The organism is Streptomyces sp. JJ66 (genome assembly GCF_019303495.1).
In the GTDB taxonomy this organism is placed as follows: domain Bacteria; phylum Actinomycetota; class Actinomycetes; order Streptomycetales; family Streptomycetaceae; genus Streptomyces.
Genome location: NZ_JAEVFI010000027.1, coordinates 75,876 through 94,877 on the forward strand (window position 1 = coordinate 75,876; position 19,002 = coordinate 94,877).

17 protein-coding genes are annotated in these 19,002 nt (G+C 75.4%); 7 read left to right on the forward strand and 10 right to left on the reverse strand.

Translation table 11 applies throughout. The features are described 5' to 3' along the window. Positions 1-3: 3 nt before the first annotated feature. The gene (locus tag JJV70_RS18080; RefSeq protein WP_219049042.1) at positions 4-1,260 is read left to right on the forward strand and encodes an NAD(P)/FAD-dependent oxidoreductase; all 1,257 of its coding nucleotides are present in this window, start codon (positions 4-6) and stop codon (positions 1,258-1,260) included. Between the two features lie 52 nt (positions 1,261-1,312). Here the strand turns inward: JJV70_RS18080 and JJV70_RS18085 are convergent, their stop codons facing one another. Beyond that, a complete protein-coding gene (locus JJV70_RS18085; protein WP_219049043.1) occupies positions 1,313-1,783 on the reverse strand; it encodes an ATP-binding protein in 471 nt (156 codons plus the stop codon). 321 nt (positions 1,784-2,104) lie between these two features. Here JJV70_RS18085 and JJV70_RS18090 point away from each other — a divergent pair, with 321 nt between their 5' ends. Then, entirely contained in the window at positions 2,105-2,578 is a 474-nt protein-coding gene (locus tag JJV70_RS18090) for a hypothetical protein (protein WP_219049044.1), read from the forward strand. Between the two features lie 108 nt (positions 2,579-2,686). On the opposite strand, the gene JJV70_RS18095 is transcribed toward JJV70_RS18090, so the two are convergent. Beyond that, a complete protein-coding gene (locus tag JJV70_RS18095; RefSeq protein WP_219049045.1) occupies positions 2,687-3,061 on the reverse strand; it encodes an STAS domain-containing protein in 375 nt (124 codons plus the stop codon). Positions 3,062-3,391: 330 nt separating this feature from the next. Between JJV70_RS18095 and JJV70_RS18100 the strand changes: the two genes are divergently transcribed. Together JJV70_RS18100 and JJV70_RS18105 are read left to right on the forward strand one after the other, a co-directional pair. Then, on the forward strand, positions 3,392-3,955 hold the full coding sequence (locus JJV70_RS18100) for an RNA polymerase sigma factor (protein ID WP_219049046.1): 564 nt from the start codon (positions 3,392-3,394) through the stop codon (positions 3,953-3,955). Beyond that, positions 3,952-5,544, forward strand: a complete 1,593-nt coding sequence (locus tag JJV70_RS18105) for a zf-HC2 domain-containing protein (protein WP_308294888.1) — start codon at positions 3,952-3,954, stop codon at positions 5,542-5,544. Before JJV70_RS18100 ends, JJV70_RS18105 begins: the two co-directional genes overlap by 4 nt. Before the next feature lie 24 nt (positions 5,545-5,568). On the opposite strand, the gene purU is transcribed toward JJV70_RS18105, so the two are convergent. Together purU and JJV70_RS18115 are read right to left on the reverse strand one after the other, a co-directional pair. Continuing rightward, positions 5,569-6,453 (reverse strand): formyltetrahydrofolate deformylase, encoded by an 885-nt coding sequence (gene purU / locus JJV70_RS18110; protein ID WP_219049047.1) that lies wholly within the window; start codon positions 6,451-6,453, stop codon positions 5,569-5,571. Positions 6,454-6,484: 31 nt separating this feature from the next. Beyond that, positions 6,485-6,985: a hypothetical protein gene (locus tag JJV70_RS18115; protein WP_219049048.1), complete on the reverse strand. Its 501-nt coding sequence runs from the start codon at positions 6,983-6,985 to the stop codon at positions 6,485-6,487. A 114-nt stretch (positions 6,986-7,099) separates the two neighbouring features. Here JJV70_RS18115 and JJV70_RS18120 point away from each other — a divergent pair, with 114 nt between their 5' ends. Beyond that, positions 7,100-8,458: an ABC transporter substrate-binding protein gene (locus JJV70_RS18120; RefSeq protein WP_219049049.1), complete on the forward strand. Its 1,359-nt coding sequence runs from the start codon at positions 7,100-7,102 to the stop codon at positions 8,456-8,458. Positions 8,459-8,531: 73 nt separating this feature from the next. Here JJV70_RS18120 and JJV70_RS18125 read toward each other — a convergent pair whose 3' ends face one another. Next, complete coding sequence (locus JJV70_RS18125) at positions 8,532-10,025, reverse strand: hypothetical protein (RefSeq protein WP_219049050.1); 1,494 nt, start codon at positions 10,023-10,025, stop codon at positions 8,532-8,534. A gap of 183 nt (positions 10,026-10,208) precedes the next feature. After that, positions 10,209-11,690: a transcriptional regulator gene (locus JJV70_RS18130; RefSeq protein WP_257574156.1), complete on the reverse strand. Its 1,482-nt coding sequence runs from the start codon at positions 11,688-11,690 to the stop codon at positions 10,209-10,211. Between the two features lie 328 nt (positions 11,691-12,018). On the opposite strand from JJV70_RS18130, the gene JJV70_RS18135 reads away from it, so the two are divergent. Continuing rightward, complete coding sequence (locus JJV70_RS18135; RefSeq protein WP_219049073.1) at positions 12,019-12,684, forward strand: bifunctional DNA primase/polymerase; 666 nt, start codon at positions 12,019-12,021, stop codon at positions 12,682-12,684. 63 nt (positions 12,685-12,747) lie between these two features. Here the strand turns inward: JJV70_RS18135 and JJV70_RS18140 are convergent, their stop codons facing one another. Both JJV70_RS18140 and JJV70_RS18145 read right to left on the reverse strand, forming a co-directional pair. Beyond that, on the reverse strand, positions 12,748-13,716 hold the full coding sequence (locus JJV70_RS18140) for an alpha/beta fold hydrolase (protein ID WP_219049074.1): 969 nt from the start codon (positions 13,714-13,716) through the stop codon (positions 12,748-12,750). 692 nt (positions 13,717-14,408) lie between these two features. Beyond that, positions 14,409-15,104, reverse strand: a complete 696-nt coding sequence (locus JJV70_RS18145) for a metal-dependent transcriptional regulator (protein ID WP_219049051.1) — start codon at positions 15,102-15,104, stop codon at positions 14,409-14,411. A 119-nt stretch (positions 15,105-15,223) separates the two neighbouring features. Between JJV70_RS18145 and JJV70_RS18150 the strand changes: the two genes are divergently transcribed. Continuing rightward, entirely contained in the window at positions 15,224-15,982 is a 759-nt protein-coding gene (locus JJV70_RS18150) for an SIS domain-containing protein (RefSeq protein ID WP_219049052.1), read from the forward strand. A 174-nt stretch (positions 15,983-16,156) separates the two neighbouring features. On the opposite strand, the gene JJV70_RS18155 is transcribed toward JJV70_RS18150, so the two are convergent. Both JJV70_RS18155 and pdxH read right to left on the reverse strand, forming a co-directional pair. Beyond that, positions 16,157-17,632 carry a PAS domain-containing protein gene (locus JJV70_RS18155; protein WP_219049053.1) on the reverse strand — a complete coding sequence of 492 codons (1,476 nt, stop codon included), beginning with the start codon at positions 17,630-17,632 and terminating at the stop codon, positions 16,157-16,159. A gap of 386 nt (positions 17,633-18,018) precedes the next feature. Continuing rightward, complete coding sequence (gene pdxH / locus JJV70_RS18160; protein ID WP_219049075.1) at positions 18,019-18,642, reverse strand: pyridoxamine 5'-phosphate oxidase; 624 nt, start codon at positions 18,640-18,642, stop codon at positions 18,019-18,021. Between the last annotated feature and the right edge of the window lie 360 nt (positions 18,643-19,002).

Genomic DNA, 19,002 nt, shown 5'->3' on the forward strand with positions numbered 1-19,002 from the left:
GCCATGCCCACGCCCGCGCACGAGTCGACGCCTGTCCACATAGTCGGTGCAGGCCCCACGGGTCTGGCCGTCGCCGCCGCCCTGTCCGCGCGCGGCCAACGGAGCGTCATCCTGGAGCAGTCGTCCGGCGCGGGCGGTGCCTGGCGCGGCCACTACGACCGGCTGCGGCTGCACACCACCCGCCGCCGGTCCGGGCTCCCGGGCCTGTCCATACCCCGCGCGGCCGGGCGCTGGCCCTCACGTGACGCCATGGTCAGCTACCTGGAGCGGTACGCCGAGGAACACCGGCTGGAGATCGCCGCCGGGGTGTCGGTCAGCCGCGTCGAGCCGCTGCCGGACGCCGGTGGCGGCGGCGGTGACAGCGGCGGTGAAAACGGCGGTGACAGCGAGGGCGGCGGAGCGGCCGGGGCTCGCGGCGCCAAAGAGCCCCGGTGGCTGCTGCACGGGAACGGCGGCCGACGGCTGTACGCGCCCGCCGTCGTCGTGGCGACCGGCTGGTGCCGCACCCCGCACCTGCCCGAGTGGCCGGGCCAGGACGGCTTCACCGGCGAACTGCTGCACTCCGCGCGATACCGCGACGCCGCGCCGTACGCCGGGCTCGACGTGCTCGTGGTGGGCGCCGGGAACAGCGGCGCGGAGATCGCCTGCGACCTCGCCGACGGCGGCGCCGCCCGCGTCCAGCTCGCCGTGCGCACCCCTCCGCAGCTCCTGCGCCGCTCGACGCTGGGCTGGTCGGCGCAGAGCACCGCGATCCTGACCCGGCGACTGCCGCTGCCGGTGGCCGACCGGGCGGCGGCGCTGGCCAGCCGGGTCACGGTGCGGGATCTGGCCGCGTACGGGCTGCCGCGCCCCGCGCCGGGGCTGCACCGCCGGGCGCGGGCCGGTTCCGCCCCGGTGTACGACGCCGGGCTGGTGCGGCGGGTGCGCAGGGGGCAGGTGGCGCCGGTGGCGGCCGTGGAGTCCTTCGACGGCGACAAGGTGCACCTGGCGGACGGAACGATCCTCTCGCCGCAGGTGGTGATCGCGGCGACCGGATACCGGCGCGGGCTGGAGGAGCTGGTGGGCCACCTCGGCGTGCTGGACGGCCGGGGGGTGCCGCAGCAGGCCGGGCGGCGTCCGGCCGCGCCCGGCCTGTTCTTCGCGGGGTACGCGCAGCCGGCGAGCGGGCCGCTGCGGGAGATCGCGCGCGAGTCGGACCGGGTGGCCAAGGCCGTCGTCCGCGCCATGACCGGTAGCCGCGGGGGCCGGGCGCGGGGCTGAACCGGCTCGCTGCCCACAATGGCCCGGTTTACCTCCCGCCGATCGGGTGGGCCTATGCCTGCGCCGAGACGGGTACGGCCCCCGGCTCGGCGACCGTGGCAGCGCTGTCCAGGCTGTCCAGCCTGTCTAGGCTGTCCAGCTCGCACCAGATGCGCTTGCCGAGCCCCTCGGGGTGCCAGCCCCAGCGGTCCGCCAGGCCGCCCACGAGTTCCAGGCCACGCCCGCCGGAGTCCTCGTCGCCCGCCTGACGCGGGCACGGCGGGCGGCAACTGTGGTCGGCGACCTCGACCCGGACGGCGCCGACGCCGCGCGGCCCGGGGAGCAGTATCCGCAGCACGGCGGGCGCACCGGTGTGCACGACGGCGTTGGTCACCAGTTCGGAGACGAGCAGGATCAGCGCCTCGCCCAGGGGGCCGTCCGCGCTGATCCCGGAACCGGCCAGCCGTGACCTCGCCCACTGCCTGGCACGGCCGACCTCGGTCGGGTCCGCACCGATCTCCAGTTGCACCTGAAGCATCTGCACCGTTTCACACCACCAGTACCGACGTGGTCACCCGCCGTGACCCCGGAGCAAGACAGCCTGCTCGACACGCTCCGGCCCGAACAAGCACGTCCGGAATATTCCGGCGCAAAGGAGTACCCGTCCCGCACACTGTGCGAGGCCCGCCGCGTCGACTCGAACGCGGGCGTAACCCGGCGTCGCGTTTCACGGAGGGTACCGGAGCACCGGCCCGCGTGACCCCGCGCGTCCGTCACGAGCCCATCACGAGCCCATATCGACCGGCGATAGCCCGACGGTAACCCCGGTGCGGTGACGCGGCGTCACCGTGCTGAACTGATCACCATGGAGGCGATTACGGCGCTCATCGCGGTCTTCGGCACCCTGCTGGGCGCCACGGTCAGTTACCTCTTCCAACGCCGGATCACCGAGCGGGCACGGGAGTTGGACGCCTCCCACCGGCTGCGCCAGGAACGCCTGGACGCCTGCGCCGCCTACGCCAGCGCCCTGCACAACTACCGGCGCCTGGTCGTCCACCGCTGGTACGCGCACAACGAGCGCCCCGGCGTGGAGGAGGTGAGTTCGCTCACGCGTGAGGTCTTCGAGCTCCGCTCGACGGCGGTCCAGGCCCAGTACCGGCTGCGGCTGCTGACGTCGGACGCGGCGCTGCACGGCCTGGCGGACCGGGCGCTGGAGGCGGTCACCGAGCTGCACGACCTGTGCCTGACCCGGGCCGGGATGGACGCCCGCCGCGACACCTCCCGCGAGGCGATCCACGCCTTCCTCGGCGCCGCCACCGCCACTGTGGCCACGCGCTGACGGCGCCCGCCCCGGTGAGGCACACCGGCTCGCGCGGCATCCCGCTCGCGTCGCGGGCCGCACGCGTCGCGGGTCGCACGCGTCGCGCCCGGCTCGCGGCGCAGGCGGCTACGCCGTCAGCGGGCGGGCGGAGACGTCGGTGGCGGCGTCCAGGTCGGGGTAGCAGGCGAACAGCCGCCGCACCCCGAGCGCCGCGAGGACCCGGTTGACGTGCGAGCCGTCCACCGCGCCCTGGGCCGGGAGGATCAGCCGCAGGCTGCCCGTGCAGGCGTGCATGAGCCGCCGCGCGGCGATCAGGACGCCGACGCCGCTGGAGTCGCAGAACAGCACGTGCGAGAGGTCCAGCACGACGTGGAGGCGGCCGTCGGCCACCGCGTCGTGGACGTGCTGGCGGACCGCGGGCGAGGTCACCAGGTCGAGTTCACCGGAGACCCGCAGGACGGTCCACTCCCCGCGCTCCTCCTCCACCACCTTCAACGACACCTACCGAAGCCTTTCCTCGCCCTGTGGAACCGGTCTTCCCCGCTCGGCTGCCCAGCCGGGCGCGGCGGGAAACGACGTTCCACTCCCTGACCCTAAGCCCAAGTGGGGTGAGCGCCACCTAAGGTTTTCGTCAACCGTGTAACAACCCTCGGCGGAACATGTTGAAATGTCCGTGATGTTCGCCCCGGGGTGACCCTGCGGACCCTGCGGTGCGTGAGGAGTTCGCCACGATCCGGAGCGTTGCCGGGTGGAGATGTGCCGCGAAGCGGCCCGGGCTGTCGGACCCTTCGCCTACATTCGACGTAGCCGAAGGGCCTGGGGGTCGAGACGATGGCGCACGACACACCACCACGCTGGGACCGCAAGATGCAGCAGCGGCTGGTGCGCGGCGAGGCCGCCGCGCTCGGCGAGCTGTACGACCGGTTCGCGTCCCTGGTGTACGGCCTGGCGTACCGCGTGCTGGGCGAGGAGGACGCGGCCGCCGGCGTCACCCGGGAGGTGTTCGCGCACGTGTGGGAGCACCCGGACGCCTACCGCCCCAAGGACGGCCCGCTGCGCGCCTGGCTCGCGGCGCTGGCCCGGCAGGAGGCGGTGCGTGGGCTGCGCTCCCGGCACGCGGCGGCGGGCGGGCCGCCGGAGGAGCTGGAGCAGCGGGTGCGCTCCGCGTCAGCCGCCGCCCGCGCGGACTACATCGTCACCGCCATGCCGCCCACTCTGCGGGCCGCGCTGGAGCTGGCCCACCGGGGCCGCCGGACCTACCCGGAGGCGGCGCGGGATCTGGGCGTCACCGATGCCGAGGCCCGGCGCAGGCTGCGGCTGGGCCTGCAACTGCTCTCGACGGCGACCCCGCTGCCGCCGCCCTCCGGTCCCGCCGGGCTCGGGGGCGGGCGGTGAGCGGCCCGCGGCTGCCCGGCGGGGACGGCCGCGCCGACGGCGCCGGGGAGCCACCCCGCATACCCCCGCCCCGCCCGGCCGCCGACGACGCGCCCCGGTGGGTACCACCAGACCGCGACGTCCCGTGGCCACCGGACGATCCCGGCACGCCCGAGCGGCCCACCGCACGGGAGCGGCCCACCGCCCCGGGCGGGTTCGGCACCCCGGAGCAGCCCGCCGCGCCGGAGCCGCCCGGCCCACCCACCGCGCCGGACGCCCCACGTGCGCCGGACCCGGTCCCACCGCAGCAACCGCCGGGGCCGGAACCCGGGGCGGGGCAGACGCAGGCACGGGCGCGGACCGGTGAGCCGGAGGTGACCGCCGGGGCAGAAGAGGCCGCCGGGGCCGAGGTGGCCGACGGAGCAGAAGAGGTGGCCGACGGAGCAGAAGAGGTGGCCGACGGAGCAGAAGAGGCCGCCGGGGCGATGGGGCATGCCGGGACGGGTGAGGTCAGCGACGTGTTCGACCACGGCACGCTGAAGTCGCTGCTGGGAGCCTGGGCGCTGTCGGCCTGTCCGCCGGAGGAGACGACGGCGGTCGAAGCGCACCTGACCGACTGCGCGGCCTGCGCCGAGGAGGCCCTGCGCCTGCGGGACGCCGTGGGCCTGCTGCGCCACGAGGAGAGCCTGGACCTGGACCCGCTGCTGCGTTCCCGCGTCCTCGCCGGGTGCCTGGACCGGCGTCCGGCCCGCATTCCCGTGCCCGAGTGGGCCGGGCCCTACGACGCCGAGGCGGCGCGGCTGGACGCGCTGCTGCGCGACATGGGCGCGGCGGAGTGGGACGCCGAGGTGCGGCTGCGCTGGTTCGACGGCGAGCGGCAGCGGACGCGGAGCGTGACGGTCGCCCAGGTCGTCGGCCACCTCACCGCGGTGGACGGCCTGGTGGCCACCGCGCTCGGCCTGCCGGACCCGCTGACCGCCACCGCCGCGCCCGCCTTCGTCGCCCGTACCGAGGCGTACTGGCGTCAGATGGGCGAGCGGTCGCCGCGCTCGGCGCGGGTGCCGTGGCGGGCCCAGTCGCACACGCTGGTGCAGGCCGCGTCGTTCGCCGTGGAACGCGCGGAGGCCCTCATCGTGCCCGGCTCCGGGCTGCCGCTGCCGGACGCCTTCCTCGACCGCGCCTTCGAGTGCTGGGTGCACGGCGCGGACATCGCCGAGGCCGTCGCTTACCCGTACCGGCAGCCCGCGGCGCCTCACCTGCGGCTGCTGGTGGACCTGGCCGCCCGCATGCTGCCCGTCGTGCTCGCCGCCCGCCGCAGGTCCGGCCTCGCGGCCCCCGCCCGCACGCTGACGGCCGCCGGAGCCCCGGGGCGTTCCCTGCACCTGGAGATCGAGGGCGCGGGCGGCGGAGACTGGCACATCCCGCTCGACTCCCCCGCCGCCGTCGGCTCCGAGCACCAGACGGTGGCGCATATCGCGCTGGACGGCCTGGAGTTCTGCCAGCTCGCGGCGGGCCACGTCACCCCGCGCGACGCGGCGGCCGGGGCCGTGGGCGACCGCGAGGCCGTCCACGACGTCCTGCTGGCCACGGCGTCGCTGAGCCGCCTTTGACGCGGCCCGGAGCAGGGACAGCCCTCAGGCGAAGACCACCGTGCGGTGCCCGTTCAGCAGCACCCGGTGTTCGCTGTGCCACTTCACCGCGCGGGCCAGCGCCTGGCACTCGACGTCGCGGCCGATGGCGACGAGCTGCTCCGGCGTCACCTCGTGGCCGACGCGTTCGACCTCCTGCTCGATGATCGGCCCCTCGTCCAGGTCGGCCGTCACGTAGTGCGCGGTGGCGCCGATCAGCTTCACCCCGCGCGCGTGCGCCTGGTGGTAGGGCTTGGCGCCCTTGAAGCTCGGCAGGAAGGAGTGGTGGATGTTGATGATCCGCCCGGGCAGCGCCTTGCACAGGTCGTCGGAGAGCACCTGCATGTAGCGGGCGAGGACCACCAGTTCGACGCCCTCGGCGGCCACCAGCTCCAGCAGCTTCGCCTCCGCCTCGGCCTTGGTCTCGCGGGTGACCGGGATGTGGTGGAAGGGGACGCCGTAGGAGGCGGCGAGCTCGGCGAAGTCGGTGTGGTTGGAGACGACGGCGGCGATCTCCACCGGCAGCGCGCCGATGCGGCAGCGGAACAGCAGGTCGTTCAGGCAGTGCCCGAACTTGCTGACCATGAGCACCACACGCATCTTCGCGTCGGCCCGGTGGATCTGCCAGTCCATGTGGAAGCTGTCGCCGACGGCCGCGAAGGAGGCCCGCAGCTTCTCCAGCGTCACCGGCGGCTCGGCGCTGAAGTGGACGCGCATGAAGAACAGACCGGTGTCGTGGTCGCCGAACTGCTGGCTGTCCTCGATGTTGCAGCCGGTCATGAACAGATAGCTGGACACCGCGTGGACGATGCCCTGCTTGTCCGGGCAGGACAGGGTCAGCACGTACTGGTCGGCGGTGGCCCGGTCAGGGGCGGCGGACGGCGAACTCATGGGCACCAGGGTGGCACACCGGGCGGACGGGTCAGGCGGCGCGCAGCATGATCGCCAGCACCTCAAGCGACTTCACCGGCTCCTGCGGGTCGTCCCCGTCGTTGTGCGCGAGCAGGACGTGCGCCACGTGGGCCGCCTGCCGCGCCTGCGCCCACCCGGGGTGCTCCAGGTAGGCGGCGACGGGGGCGTCCGCGCCGACCTGGTGCAGAATGCGCAGCACGGGCAGCACCGCCGCGTCCACGGCAGCGGCCTCCTCGGCGTCCCGGAACACCGCGCCGACGTACTTCTCGGCCGACCAGTGGTCCAGCCAGGTGTCCTCGACGAGGCGGTACACGGCGTCGGTCACGTCCCCGTAGCCGGGGCGGCCCGCGAGCCAGTACGTCTCCTGGAAGACGGCGTCGGAGAGCATGTGCAGCGCCGAGCGCACGTTGCTGCGCCAGCGCCACCAGGGCATGTCGTTGACCGGCATGCCGCCCATGGTGGCGGACCGGCGGGTGCGGCGGGAAGAGCTCTCGTGGGCGTGCACGGTCACCGATCGTACGTGCGCGCCCCCCGGTCCCCCGAACCCCCCGTCTTCATCTCCTGGTCACCCACAGTTGGGGAACCATCACTTGGCCGTTACGTGGGCCCGGCAGGGTGGCGCGACATGACCGCTTGGCGTGCACCACGCGACCTCCGTCCCGTCACCGCCGCCGTTCTCGCCGTCGCCGCGCTCGCCGGCACGGTCACCGGGTGCGACACGCTCTCCGGTGGGTCGGCCGACACGCCGATCACCGTGATGACCTGGGCCCCGCAGGAGACCAAGGCCACCAACATGCCCGGCATGACGGCGGTCGCCACCGCCTACGCCCGCTGGGTCAACGACAGCGGCGGCGTGGGTGGCCGCGAGCTGAAGGTCGTCACCTGCGACGAGGGCAACGACAGCGTGCGGGCCGCGCGGTGCGCCGAGCAGGCGCGCGAGGTGGGCGCCGTCGCCGTCGTCGGCTCCTACACGCAGCACGCCCGCACCGTCATGCCCGCGCTGGAGGTGGCCGGAATCCCCTACCTCGGCGGATACGGGCTGACGACGGAGGAGATGTCCAGCCCGCTGTCCTTCCCCGTCAACGGCGGCCAGCCGGCGCTCGTCGCGGGCAGCGGCCGGCAGCTCGCCGACGTCTGCGAGGACACCGCGCTCGTGCGGCCGGATACCAGCGCGGGCGACGAACTGCCCGGCCTGTTCAACGCCGGGCTGCACGGCGGCAAGGCGAAACCGGCGGCGGACGTGCGCGCCCCGGAGGACTCCGCGTCCTACGCCGATGAGGCCCGGCGCGCGCTGCGGGGCGCGGGCGTGGACGCCGGTTCACCGGGTGCGGACGGCCGCGAGCGGTACGCCACGGCGTCCGGGCCGGCTGAGGGCTCGCGGACCGGGCCGGACGCGGATTCCGGGGCCGCGCACGCCTGCGTCGCCGCCGCGCTCGGCGGGCGCACCGGCACGTTCCTGGACTCCTTCGCCCGCGTCCGCGACGGCGCGCCCGCGGTGACGCTCGCCTCCGTGCTCGGCAGCGTCGAGCAGTCGCTGATCAACCGCACCGGCGGCGCCAGCAGCATGCTGGAGGGCTCCTACGTCACCAGCTGGTACCCGGCCCTCCAGGAACCGGTGTGGGATGAGATGAAGGGCGTCCTGCACGAGTACGCCTTCGGTGACAACCGCATCGACCCCGCCGACCCGGGCGTGCAGACGACGTGGGTCGCCTACACCGTGCTGCGCGCGGTGCTGGAGTCCATGGAGGGTGAGGAGATCACCCACCGCAGTGTCCACCGGACGCTGGACGACACCGGCCCGGTCAGCACCGGCGGCATCACGCCCGCCCTGCGCTGGCACTACGAGGACCTGCTCGGCGCCCCGGAGTACCCGCGCATCGTCAACGCCAACGTGAGCTTCCAGCAGGTCCGCGAAGGCCAGCTCGTCGCCACCCGCGGCAAGCTGGTGGACATGGGCCCCACCCTCCTGAACCTCCCCAGCTGACCCACCCGGGTTCCCGCCGCCCGGCACGGCCGCGCGGCAGCACGGCACCGGGGCCGCCGCGCGGGGTTGCGGGTTACAGCTGGGTGGCCTGGCGCTCGGGGAGGCCGTGTTCGCGTGCCGTGGGGTTCCACAGCCGCGCCGCCTCCTTCTTCGCCGCCGTCGCGTCCCCGCTGGCCGCCGTCGCCTGGGTCAGCGCGTCCGTCGATTTCGCCGTGCCGCCGGGGCAGCCGCCCTCCGCTGCGGCGTCGTCGGCCCAGTCGGCGTAGTGCTCGTCGGCGGCGGCGGACGCCTTCCACGCCTCGGTCAGCTCGTCCGCGAGCGCCTCGTGGTCGGGCAGCTGGTCGAGGTTCAGCTCCCCGAGCCGGGTCACCAGGTCGGTGCGCTGGTCGGCGGCGTCGCGGAGGTCCTTGGCGGCCTGGCCGAGCTTCGTGCACTCCTTGATGTTCTGCACCGAGCTGATGACGGTGTCCCGGCTGTTGTTGCTGTCGGCCAGCAGCTCGTCCAGCGCCCGGGCCTGCTCCTGGGCACTCTCCTGGCCCGCCTGCCCGGCCTCGGCGCTCGGCCCGGCGCTCGGCGGGGTGTCATCGCGGCCGTCCTCCTCGCCGCCACCGCTGGTGACCGCGCCGACGACCAGACCCGCGCCGATGATCACGACCAGGGCGAGCGCGCCGATGAGGTAGGTGCGGCGCCGTCCGCCGGAGGTACGTGGCCCCTGCGGGCCGGGATCACCGTGGGCACCGCCTCCTGGGACGGGGCCGCCGCCGGGTCCGGGCGGGGACGGCGGCTGGTGACCGGCGGGCGGGTAGCCGTACCCGTGGCCGGGCGGACTGAGCGGGTAGCCGTAGCCGGACCGCTGCGGGGAACCTCCGGCGGACGCGGCCCCGGCCGGGCGGAAGAGGTTGTCGAACTCCGCCGGGGGCTGGCGCGCGTCGCCGCCCGGCGGCGCCTGTTGCGGGGCGGCCGGAGGCTGCTGCGCCGCCCGGGGCGGGGTGTGCGCGGGCTGCGGCGGCTGGTGCCCCTGCCGGGGGACGCGGCGGAGCTGCTGCGTGGCCTCCGGGTTCCCGGCGGACCCCGGGTCCTGCGGCGGAGCACCGGTGGCGGGCGGCAGGACGCGGGTGGCCTCGGCCTCGCCCGCACCGCCTGCGGGCGGCGCCCCCTGCGGGGGAAGGAGCTGGGTCTCGTCGGCCGCGCCGGGAGCACCCGCGTACGGGGGCGGGGGGCCGCCGTAGGACGGCTCGGGCGCCAGCGGCGGCAGCATGCGCGTCGCGTCGTCGGCCCCGGGCACAGCACCGGCCTGCGGGGGCAGCGGGGGCGCGGGGGGCTGCGCGTAGCCCGTGGGCGGCTGGGGCGGCAGCACCCGGGTCTCGTCGGCCGCGCCGGACGGCCCCACGGGCGCCTGCGCGGGCGGCGGTGCCTCGCCGGGCCCCCAGGGCCGTCCCCAGGGCTGCCCACCGGACGGTGGGGCCTGCGGGACCTCACGCGAACGCGGTGGCCACGGCTCGCTGCCCTCGGGCGGCAGGAGAACTCCCTCGCGGGGCTCGTCGCCCTGTCCGCTGTGCGCTGTCACCGCCGGACTCCTTACCCACCTGTGCCCGCGTCACGGCCACCCGGCCGGTGCGGGCGGCGTGTTGACCTCACGGCTCCGCTACCGGCGCCAGCGGGTCACGCTACCCGGTGACTCGCACACGCGGCCACGTCGTCCCCCCTACCGGTCAGCACCCGCTGCTCAGCGCGTCGGCGGGCCACCGCCTCACCCGCCCGCCCGCTCCTCCGTCCCAGCGGAGGAGCGGGAGGAGAACGGCGCGGACGGCGCGGACGGCGGGGAGGACTGCGACGGGACCGGCGACGAATCCCGCGCGGAGCTCCGCTCCGTGAACGCGCGCACCACCGGCTCGGCGGCGAACGGTTCGAGGCGGCGGTGGAAGGCGTCGAGGTACTCCTGCCCGCGCCCGGTGCGCAGGCCCGCCAGCAGGTCGAGCGCCTGCCCGGCGCTGTGGCAGGCCGCGTCGAGCTGACGCCCGGCGGCCTGCGCGTCGGCCAGGAGCAGCAGACCGATCGCCCGGCGCCGGGCCCGGGTCTGCGGATGCCCGGCGAGCGCCTCCTCCGCGCGGCTTTGGGCAGGCCCTGGCTGGCCGAGGTCGCGGTGGCAGTGGGCGAGTTCGTCGGCGAGGTAGGCGGCGTCGAAGTGGGCGATCCAGGGTGGGTCGTCGCCCGCGTCGGTGGCGGCCTCGGCGCGCTCGAACGCGGCCAGGGCACGGCCCGCGGCGAGCTGGCAGGCGCGGTGGTCGCCCAGCAGGGCGTGCCCGCGGGCCTCGGCCGCGTGGAACATGGCCTCGGTGCGCGGGGTGACCCGGCCACGGGTGCCCTCCTGCGCGGCGCGCGCCAGCTGGGTGATCTCGCGCGGGTTGCCCAGGGACGCCGCGAGGTGGCTCATTCCGGCCGCGAGCACGTAGCCGCCGTAGGCGCGGTCACCGCCGGCCTGGGCGAGCCGCAGCGCCTGGATGTAGTGGCGCTGGGCGAGCCCGGGACGTTTGGTGTCCACCGCCATGTACCCGGCCAGTTCGCTCAGCCGGGCGGCGGCGGCGAACAGCGCCCGCCCGACCGGCTCGCGGTAGGACCCGGCCAGCAGCCCGGCGAGGACGCTGTTCAGGTAGTGCGCGAGGACGGGGCGGACGTGGCCGCTGCCGAAGCGGTGGTCCAGCTCGGACAGCGCGGCGGTGGTGGCCCGTACCGCCGCCACGTCGCCGGGGCCCACGCGCGGACCGCTGCCGCGGGGGACCTCGGTGTCCGGCGCGGAGATCAGCCAGTCCCGGCTGGGCTCGACCAGCGCGGCGGCGGCGACCGTCTGGCCGGTGAGGAAGTCGTGGCTGGCGACGTCGCCGCGCCACAGCTCGGTGGCCAGCTCGACGGCCTGCGGGACGCTGCTGGCGTAGCGCAGGCCGACGCCGGAGCTCTGGTCGCGGCTGGGCGCCATGCCGATCTCGTCCACGGTGACGGGGCGCCCCAGCTTGCGGGCGAGCGCCTGAGCGATCATCGCCGGGGCCTGGCCGCGCGGCTGCTGGCCGCGCAGCCAGCGGGCGACGGACGTCTTGTCGTACCGCAGGTCGAGCCCGTGCTCGGCGCCCACGAGGTTGACGCGGCGGGCGAGCCCGGCGTTGGAGGAGCCCGCCGCCTCGATGAGGGCGGCGAGCCGGTCGTTCGGCTGGCGCGCGGTGAGCGGTCTGGCGGCCATGCGGTGTCCCCTTCGAACCGACGACGGTGCGGGCGACGCACCCGGGAGCGCACCCGGTGTGGCTACCCAGCCGCACCGCCCGGCGCCGCGCGCGCCCCCCTGCGTGCACCCGTGCGCCCCCGTGACCGACCGCATGCCCCGGCGTCGCCGGTCTGCCGTAACGTTGCGCCGCCGCGAACCACTCGAACAGCCGTAACCCTGGCCCAGCGGCGCAGTTGGGAACTGCGTGGAAGACACGACCGCCCTCACCCCGGCGGGCCCCGCGACCCCGGCAACTCCGCACCCCGCCGACCCCGCGCAGCAGCAGGTGCCCGCGCCACGCCGTGCGGTGCCGGGCCGTGCGACACCGCGCGGCCCGGCACCGCACGGCGACACCCTCCTGGACCACGCCTTGCGCTACACGAGCGAGCGGCACTGGGACGTGCTGCCCGGCAGCTGGCTGGAGATCGTCACCGGCGTCCCGCGCTGCGTGTGCCGGGAGGCGGACTGCCCCTCCCCCGGCGCCCACCCGCTCCAGCCGGGCTGGAGCGAACGGGCAACGGGCGGTGCCACCGCCGCCCGCCGCCTGTGGGAGCGCACGCCGTTCGCCTCGGTACTGCTGCCCACAGGCCGCACCTTCGACGCGATCGACGTGCCCGAGGTGGCGGGCTGTCTGGCGCTGGCCCGCATGGAGCGCCTGGAGGTGGCACTCGGCCCGGTGACAAGCACCCCGCAGGGCCGCATGCTGTTCCTCGTACTCCCGGGCGCGGCGTCGAAGGCACCGGGGCTGATCCGCCGCCTGGGCTGGTCGCCTGGCGCGCTGGACCTCGCCACCCACGGCGAGGGCAGCTGGATCGCCGCGCCGCCGACCCGGGTGGGGGTACGCGGCTGCGTGCAGTGGGTCCGGCATCCCACGGACGCCAACCGCTGGCTGCCCGACGCGGAGGAGCTTCTGCCCCACCTGGCCTACGCCTGCGGCCAGGAAGCCGCCACCGCACGCACCCGGTCAACGTGACCCGGCCTCCCCGGCAGGCGCGCCCCCGCGCTGGGCTCCGGCGGCACCGCGCGGAGTTCGGCGTCAGCCGGGGAGGTCGGCCTGGGCCACGTCGGCCGGGAAGTGGCGGGTGAGGAAGCCGTCAACGGCCTGGTGCCAGGCGTCGGGCTGGTCGTGGTGGAGGAGATGGCCGGCGTCGGGCACCTCGCCGTACTCGCCGCGCGGCAGCACGCGCACCATCTCCTGGGCCTCCGCGCGCCCCAGCTCACCGTCGATGCCGCGCAGGACGAGAGCGGGACAGCGGACCTGCGCCAGCTCGTCCCAGTGCGCGTCGTACACCCAGGCTTCCCGGGCCTGAAGCATCTGCTGGCGGGAGAACACCGGGCGCCAGCCGTCAGCCTGTTCGGCCATCACCTCGGCGTAGAACTCGCCCCGAGATGGGCTGGGCCGCTCCAGCGCCGGGTCCTCCCCACCGAACCAGCGCCGGACGTCGGCCAGCGTGGCGAACGGCAGCGGCCAGGAGCGGAACCACGCCTCCCACTCGCGCTGGGACTGCTCGCCGAGCGCGGAGGCCCGCATGTCGCAGATGACGACGGCGTACACCAGGTCGGGGCGGCGGGCGGCGAGCTGCCAGGCGGTGAGCGCGCCCATGGAGTGGCCGATCAGCGCGACGGGACCAAGCCGCAGTTGCTCCAGCACCGCTTCGGCGTCGGCGACGAACGCCTCCCGGTCGAACGGGCCGTTCTCGGGCTTGTCGCTGCGGCCGTGGCCCCGCTGGTCCAGGCCGATGGCGCGGTAGCGTCCGGCCAGTCGGCGGGCCGCGGGCGCCCAGTGGGAGGCGCGGCCCATGAGGCCGTGCAGTAACAGCACGGCGGGCTGCTGGCGGTGGCCCTCACCCGGCGCCTCGGGAGTGCTGCGCGCCGACGCCGTACGCGCGGGGGTTTCACCGGGCGCGGCGGAGCGCTGGCCTGGCACCGTCTTGGGCGGGTCGGCGAACTCCCAGGCGGCGAGCCGCAGCCCACCCGTACCGGTGACATCGATGCGCCGCACCATCTGGTCCGACACCCCCGTTCCCGTGTCCGTCGCCGTCACTGCCGTTCCTCAGCTGTCGCTGCCGCGTTGCCTCTTCGTCTACCCCGATTCGCCTCCGGGTTGCCTGCGGCGGTGTTCCCCGTCCGGTGGATTCCCGGGGAATCTCCAGTGAATTGGTACCCCGTTGGGTGATGCCACCCCTCACAGTATCGAACGATCATTCGAGCAGGGGTGGAAGTGGCGCAACTTCCCTCGTTCGTGTGACGCCTCGTCACGGTTGACGGCGCCCCCGGCGGGGAGAGTCGTAGCGAGAGGCGGGCGCCGCGCGGCATCGGGAGGTATCGGGCGCCCGGCGGGAGCGGCCCGGGACGCTCGGGGACTCGGGCCGCATCCACCGGGGGAGCACCAGACAACAGGGCGGCGGCCCCGTACGGCACCGCCGCCCGCACCCTCCCCGGAACCTCGTTCGCCCGCATCCCGCACTCCCCCTTTCGGCTTGTCCCGCATCCAGTGGAGCCACAGGGTGCCACGCCCCGCCCCTGTGCGGGCGCGTTCCAGCCAAGTGCCACGGAAAAGAGTGCTGTTCCCACAAGCCAGCGGCACCGGGCGCTGCCGCGCCACCGATCGCCCGGTGACCCCTCGCCGCCCCTCCCTCTCCCCCACCTCTCCCCCGGCGGCACGCCAGCAAGCCAACGGGCCAGCAAGCCAGCGGGCTAGCGCCGGGCGACGAAGACGTGGGCCGCGATGTCCGCCTGGAGTTCGGCGGCCTCGCCGCCGCTGCCGACGTGGACACCGCCGCCCGCGCCCGCCGTGGCCGTCACCACCGAGCCCGGCTGCACCCCCGCCCGGCGCAGCGTGTGCATCAGCTGGGCGTCCGTCTGGATCGGCTCGCCGATGCGGCGGACCACGACGGTGTTGCCCTCGGGGCCGGGCGCGAGGTCGGCCAGGCTCACCATGGAGTCCGCCAGGAACGGCTCGCCGTCCCCCGCCTCGCCCAGCTCCTCCAGGCCCGGGATCGGGTTGCCGTACGGCGACTCCGTCGGGTGGCGCAGCAGCTCCAGCACGCGCCGCTCCACGGCCTCGCTCATCACGTGCTCCCAGCGGCACGCCTCCGCGTGCACCTGCTCCCACTCCAGGCCGATCACGTCCACCAGCAGGCACTCGGCCAGCCGGTGCTTGCGCATGACGCGGGTGGCCAGCTTGCGGCCCTCCTCGGTCAGCTCCAGGTGCCGGTCCCCCGCGATCGTCAGCAGGCCGTCCCGCTCCATGCGGGCCACGGTCTGGCTGACGGTCGGGCCGCTTTGGTCCAGCCGCTCGGCGATGCGGGCACGCATGGGCACGACGCCCTCTTCCTCCAGCTCCAAAATGGTGCGGAGGTACATCTCGGTGGTGTCGATGAGTCCTGACATGGCTCTTCGTGCCCCTCGTCTGGTGCGGTGGCCCTGACCTCAATTCTGACCCATCGCGCCGACAGCCGGCTCCGGCGGCACCCTGGTCCCGGCCTGCCCGGTCCTCTACCGTGAGCGCCATGAGCGCGAGCGAGCTTGCCGAGCGGTATTTCGACAGCGCGATCAGCCTCCTGAGGGAGGTCAGGGACGAGGAAGCGGAGGCCGTCGCGGCGGCGGGCGCGCTGCTCGCCGACACCGTGGCCGAGGGCGGGCGGCTGTTCGCCTTCGGCGCGGGCCACTCCTCGCTCGTCGCGCAGGACGTGGTGTACCGGGCGGGCGGGCTCGCGGTGCTGAACCTGCTGCCGGTACCCGGCACGGTCGGTGTCGAGGTCACCCCGGCGACGCTGGGCAGCGCGCTGGAAGGGGTGGCGGGGCTGGCTGACGCGGTGCTGGAGACCTCCCCGGCGCGCTCCGGCGACCTCCTCGTCGTCGTCTCGCTGTCCGGGCGCAACCCGCTGCCGGTGGAGATGGCGTCCGGGGCGCGGGAGCGCGGGCTGCGGGTCGTCGGCGTCACCTCGGTCGCCTACGCGTACGCCACCCGCTCGCGGCACCCCTCGGGCACGTTCTTGAAGGACCACTGCGATGTCGTCCTGGACAGCCGCGTCCCCGTCGGCGACACGGTGCTCAGCCACCCCGGGGTGCCCGCCCCCTTCGCACCCGCGTCCACGGTCGTCGCCTGCGCGCTGCTGCAGGCCACGGTGGCCACGGCGGCCGGGGAGCTGATCGCGCGCGGTCTGACGCCGCCGCTGCTGCGCTCGGGCAACGTGGACGGCGGCCACGACTGGAACGAGCAAGTGATGGCCCAGCACGCGGACCAGATCCTCTACCGCCGCCCCTGAGCCCCGGGCGCGCGCCCGGAGTGCCCACACCGGTCCGCGTGCCGCGCCGGAGCCGCGTGCCCACACCGGTCCGCACTCCACGCCGGTCCGCGTGCCGCGCCGGAGCCGCGCGCCCCGCGCCGGAGCCCGCGAGGCGTACCCAGCCGGGTCCCGGGTGCCGCGTCCAAGACGCCGCTACCAGCGCGGAGCGGGCGGCTGGCCCAGGCCGCCACGGGCACCGCGCGCTCCGCGTTCCCGGCGTTCGCCGCGCACCGCCTGCGCCAGATCGACGGCGGCGGCGACGCGTACCGCGATGTCCTGCCCGTAGGCGATGTCCGCGCGGTCGAAGCCACGGCGGGCCGCGCCGCGCAGGAACGTCACCACCCCCAGCGTCCGGCCCCGGCTGCGCAGGGCCGTGCACATGCCGTACGCCGTCCCCTCCGGCCAGGAACGCGCCCGCGCCCACTCCGGCGAGGTGCTGCCGCCCGCACCCGTGCGCACCGGGCCGCCGTGTTCGAACGCCTGGAGGGCGGGGTGGTTGGCCATATAGGGCACTGGCAGGCCGCTGTCCGGGTGGGGGTGCCAGTGTTCCTGTGCGCCGCCCGGCGCGTGCGCCGCCCGCACCAGCCGGGCACCGGCCGCCAGGTCGAGCAGGGCGTGGTCGGCGTATCCGGCGAGCGCGAAGTCCAGGTGGACGGCGGCGGCCTCCATCGGGTCCTCGCACTCGGCGGCGGCCCGCGCGGCCCGGTGCAGCTGGCTGTCGCGGAACCGGGTGCGCGCCGCCTGCTGCTCGGTGAGTTTGGCGTCGGTGACGTCGTGGAACAGCCACGCGACGCCCAGCGGCACCGGTTCCTCCGCCAGCGGCGAGGACAGCCGCAGGAAGCTGCTCCGCCAGCACCGGCGCAGCGGCGGCTCGACGGGTCCGTCACCACCCGGCCGCAGCGTCACCCACAGGTCGGCGGGCGCGGGCGGCGTGCCCTCGGCCAGCACGTGGTGCAGCGCGCCCTCCAGCTCCTCCAGGCCGTTGCCCAGGACGTCCCCGAGCGGCCGCCCGAGCAGGCCGGAGCGGCGCACGCCGAACGCGCGGGCGGCGTGCGCGTTGACCACGGCGGGGCGCAAGTCCGCGTCGATGAGCACGACCCCCCAGGACGCCTCGTCGAACAACCCTTCGCTCAGCGCGATCGAACGCTCCAGGTCGATCTGCGTGTGCGCCTCGCTGAACGCGCAGTACACCCCGGCGGGCGCACCGGCCGCGTCGCGCACCCCGGAGGACTGGGTGCGCACCAGCACCCGGCCGCCGTCCTTGGTGAGCAGCGCGAACTCGTGCACCTGGCGGCCGGGCACCGTCATGGCCGCCAGCAGCCGTTCCTCGACCTCCGGGGCGTCCGCGCTGCGCACCGCCCAGCCGGACAGGCCGCGCCGCCCCACCGCCTCCGCCGCGCTCCAGCCGAGCATGCGCTCGGCCTCCCGGTTCCAGTGGGTGACCACGCCGTCGGCGTCGAAGGCGCACAGCGCGGCGTCCATGCCGTCCAGCAGGGCGGCGAGCAGGCGGTCGTCGTCCGGGTGGGCGGCCGGTCGCGCCTCGGGCTGGGCGGCGGCGGGACGCTTGTCCGCCGGGCCGCCCGCGTCGTCGGCCGCACGCTCGGAGTGGGTATCGCGCTGAGCAGGCATCTGGCACCCCCGGGAGTACGTGCACGGTGCACGTGGACCCATTCAACGCGAACGTGACGCAGCGCACAGCTGAAATCGCGGAATCCGCCGGAATCGTTCTGGGGTGGAAATTCCCTTGCGCGGGGGGCGGGGTGCCGCGTTAGCGTGCGGGCACACGGGAAAGGAGGTGATCCGGAGAATGTCTGACTCCCGGACGCGTGAGGTGACTGCGGCCTAAGGCCGTTCGTCGCTTTCAGCACGGTCGGCCTGGCCGGCCAACCCAACGCAGTCACCCGGCCCGTGGGCTGCCGGTTCGTCCGACCGGCCCGCGTCGTGCGGCTTCCCGCACGGCACGGAAGCAGCCCACGGGCCGTTTCCCGTTTCCGGCCCGGCTGCCCCGCCGACGGCTACGGCGCCAGCCGCTCCACCGTCCACGCGGAGCCCGCGCGGCGGTACCGCAGCCGGTCGTGCAGCCGGTTCTCGCGTCCCTGCCAGAACTCCACCGTCTCGGGGACGACGCGGTACCCGCCCCAGCGCGGGGGCGCCGGAACGTCGGCGCCCTCGGGATACCGCGCGGCCAGCGACGCGTACAGCGCGTCCAGCTCCGTGCGCGAGGCCACCGTCGCGGACTGCTCGCTCGCCCACGCCCCGAGCTGGGAGCCGTGCGGCCGGGTACGGAAGTACGCCGTCGTCTCCGCCCGGGCCGTGCGCCGCGCCCGTCCCGAGACGATCACCTGTCGCGCGATGCCGTGCCACGGGAACAGCAGCGAGACCCACGGGTTCTCCTCGATCTCCAGCCCCTTGCGGGAGCCGTAGTGCGTGAAGAAGACGAAGCCCGCGCGGTCGTACGCCTTCAGCAGCACCGTGCGGGAGCTGGGCCGCCCCTGCGCGTCGGCCGTGGACAGCACCATCGCGTTCGGCTCGTGCAGCCCGGCCTCCCGCGCGTCGTGAAACCAGTGCGCGAACTGCTCGAACGGTTCCCCGGCCAGCTCGGCTTCCCGCAGGCCCTCGTGCCGGTAGTGGGCGCGCATCGCGGCCGGGTCCACCGCGCGCCGCGCCCGGCGGGCCGCGGCCTCGGCCGAGGTGGCGGCGGCCTCCGCGAGCCGGGCTGACTCGATGGCGTAGTCGGCCGGGTGGGCACGGTGACCGTGGTACGCCTCCGCGTCCTGGGCCGCGCCGCTGTTCGCGCCGCCGCTCGCGGCGCCATTCGCGGCGCGGGAAGCGGCGTCGGCGGAACCAGGGGCCTCGTCACGGGCGTCGTGGGGTTCAGACACGAGCCTCATCCTGCATCATGCCGCCGCCACCCTGCCCGGCTGGTGGGCGAGTCTGCCCACTCCGGGCGGCCTTCACACCTGCGACGACCCGATCGCCGCGTGTGCCATTCCTCACGC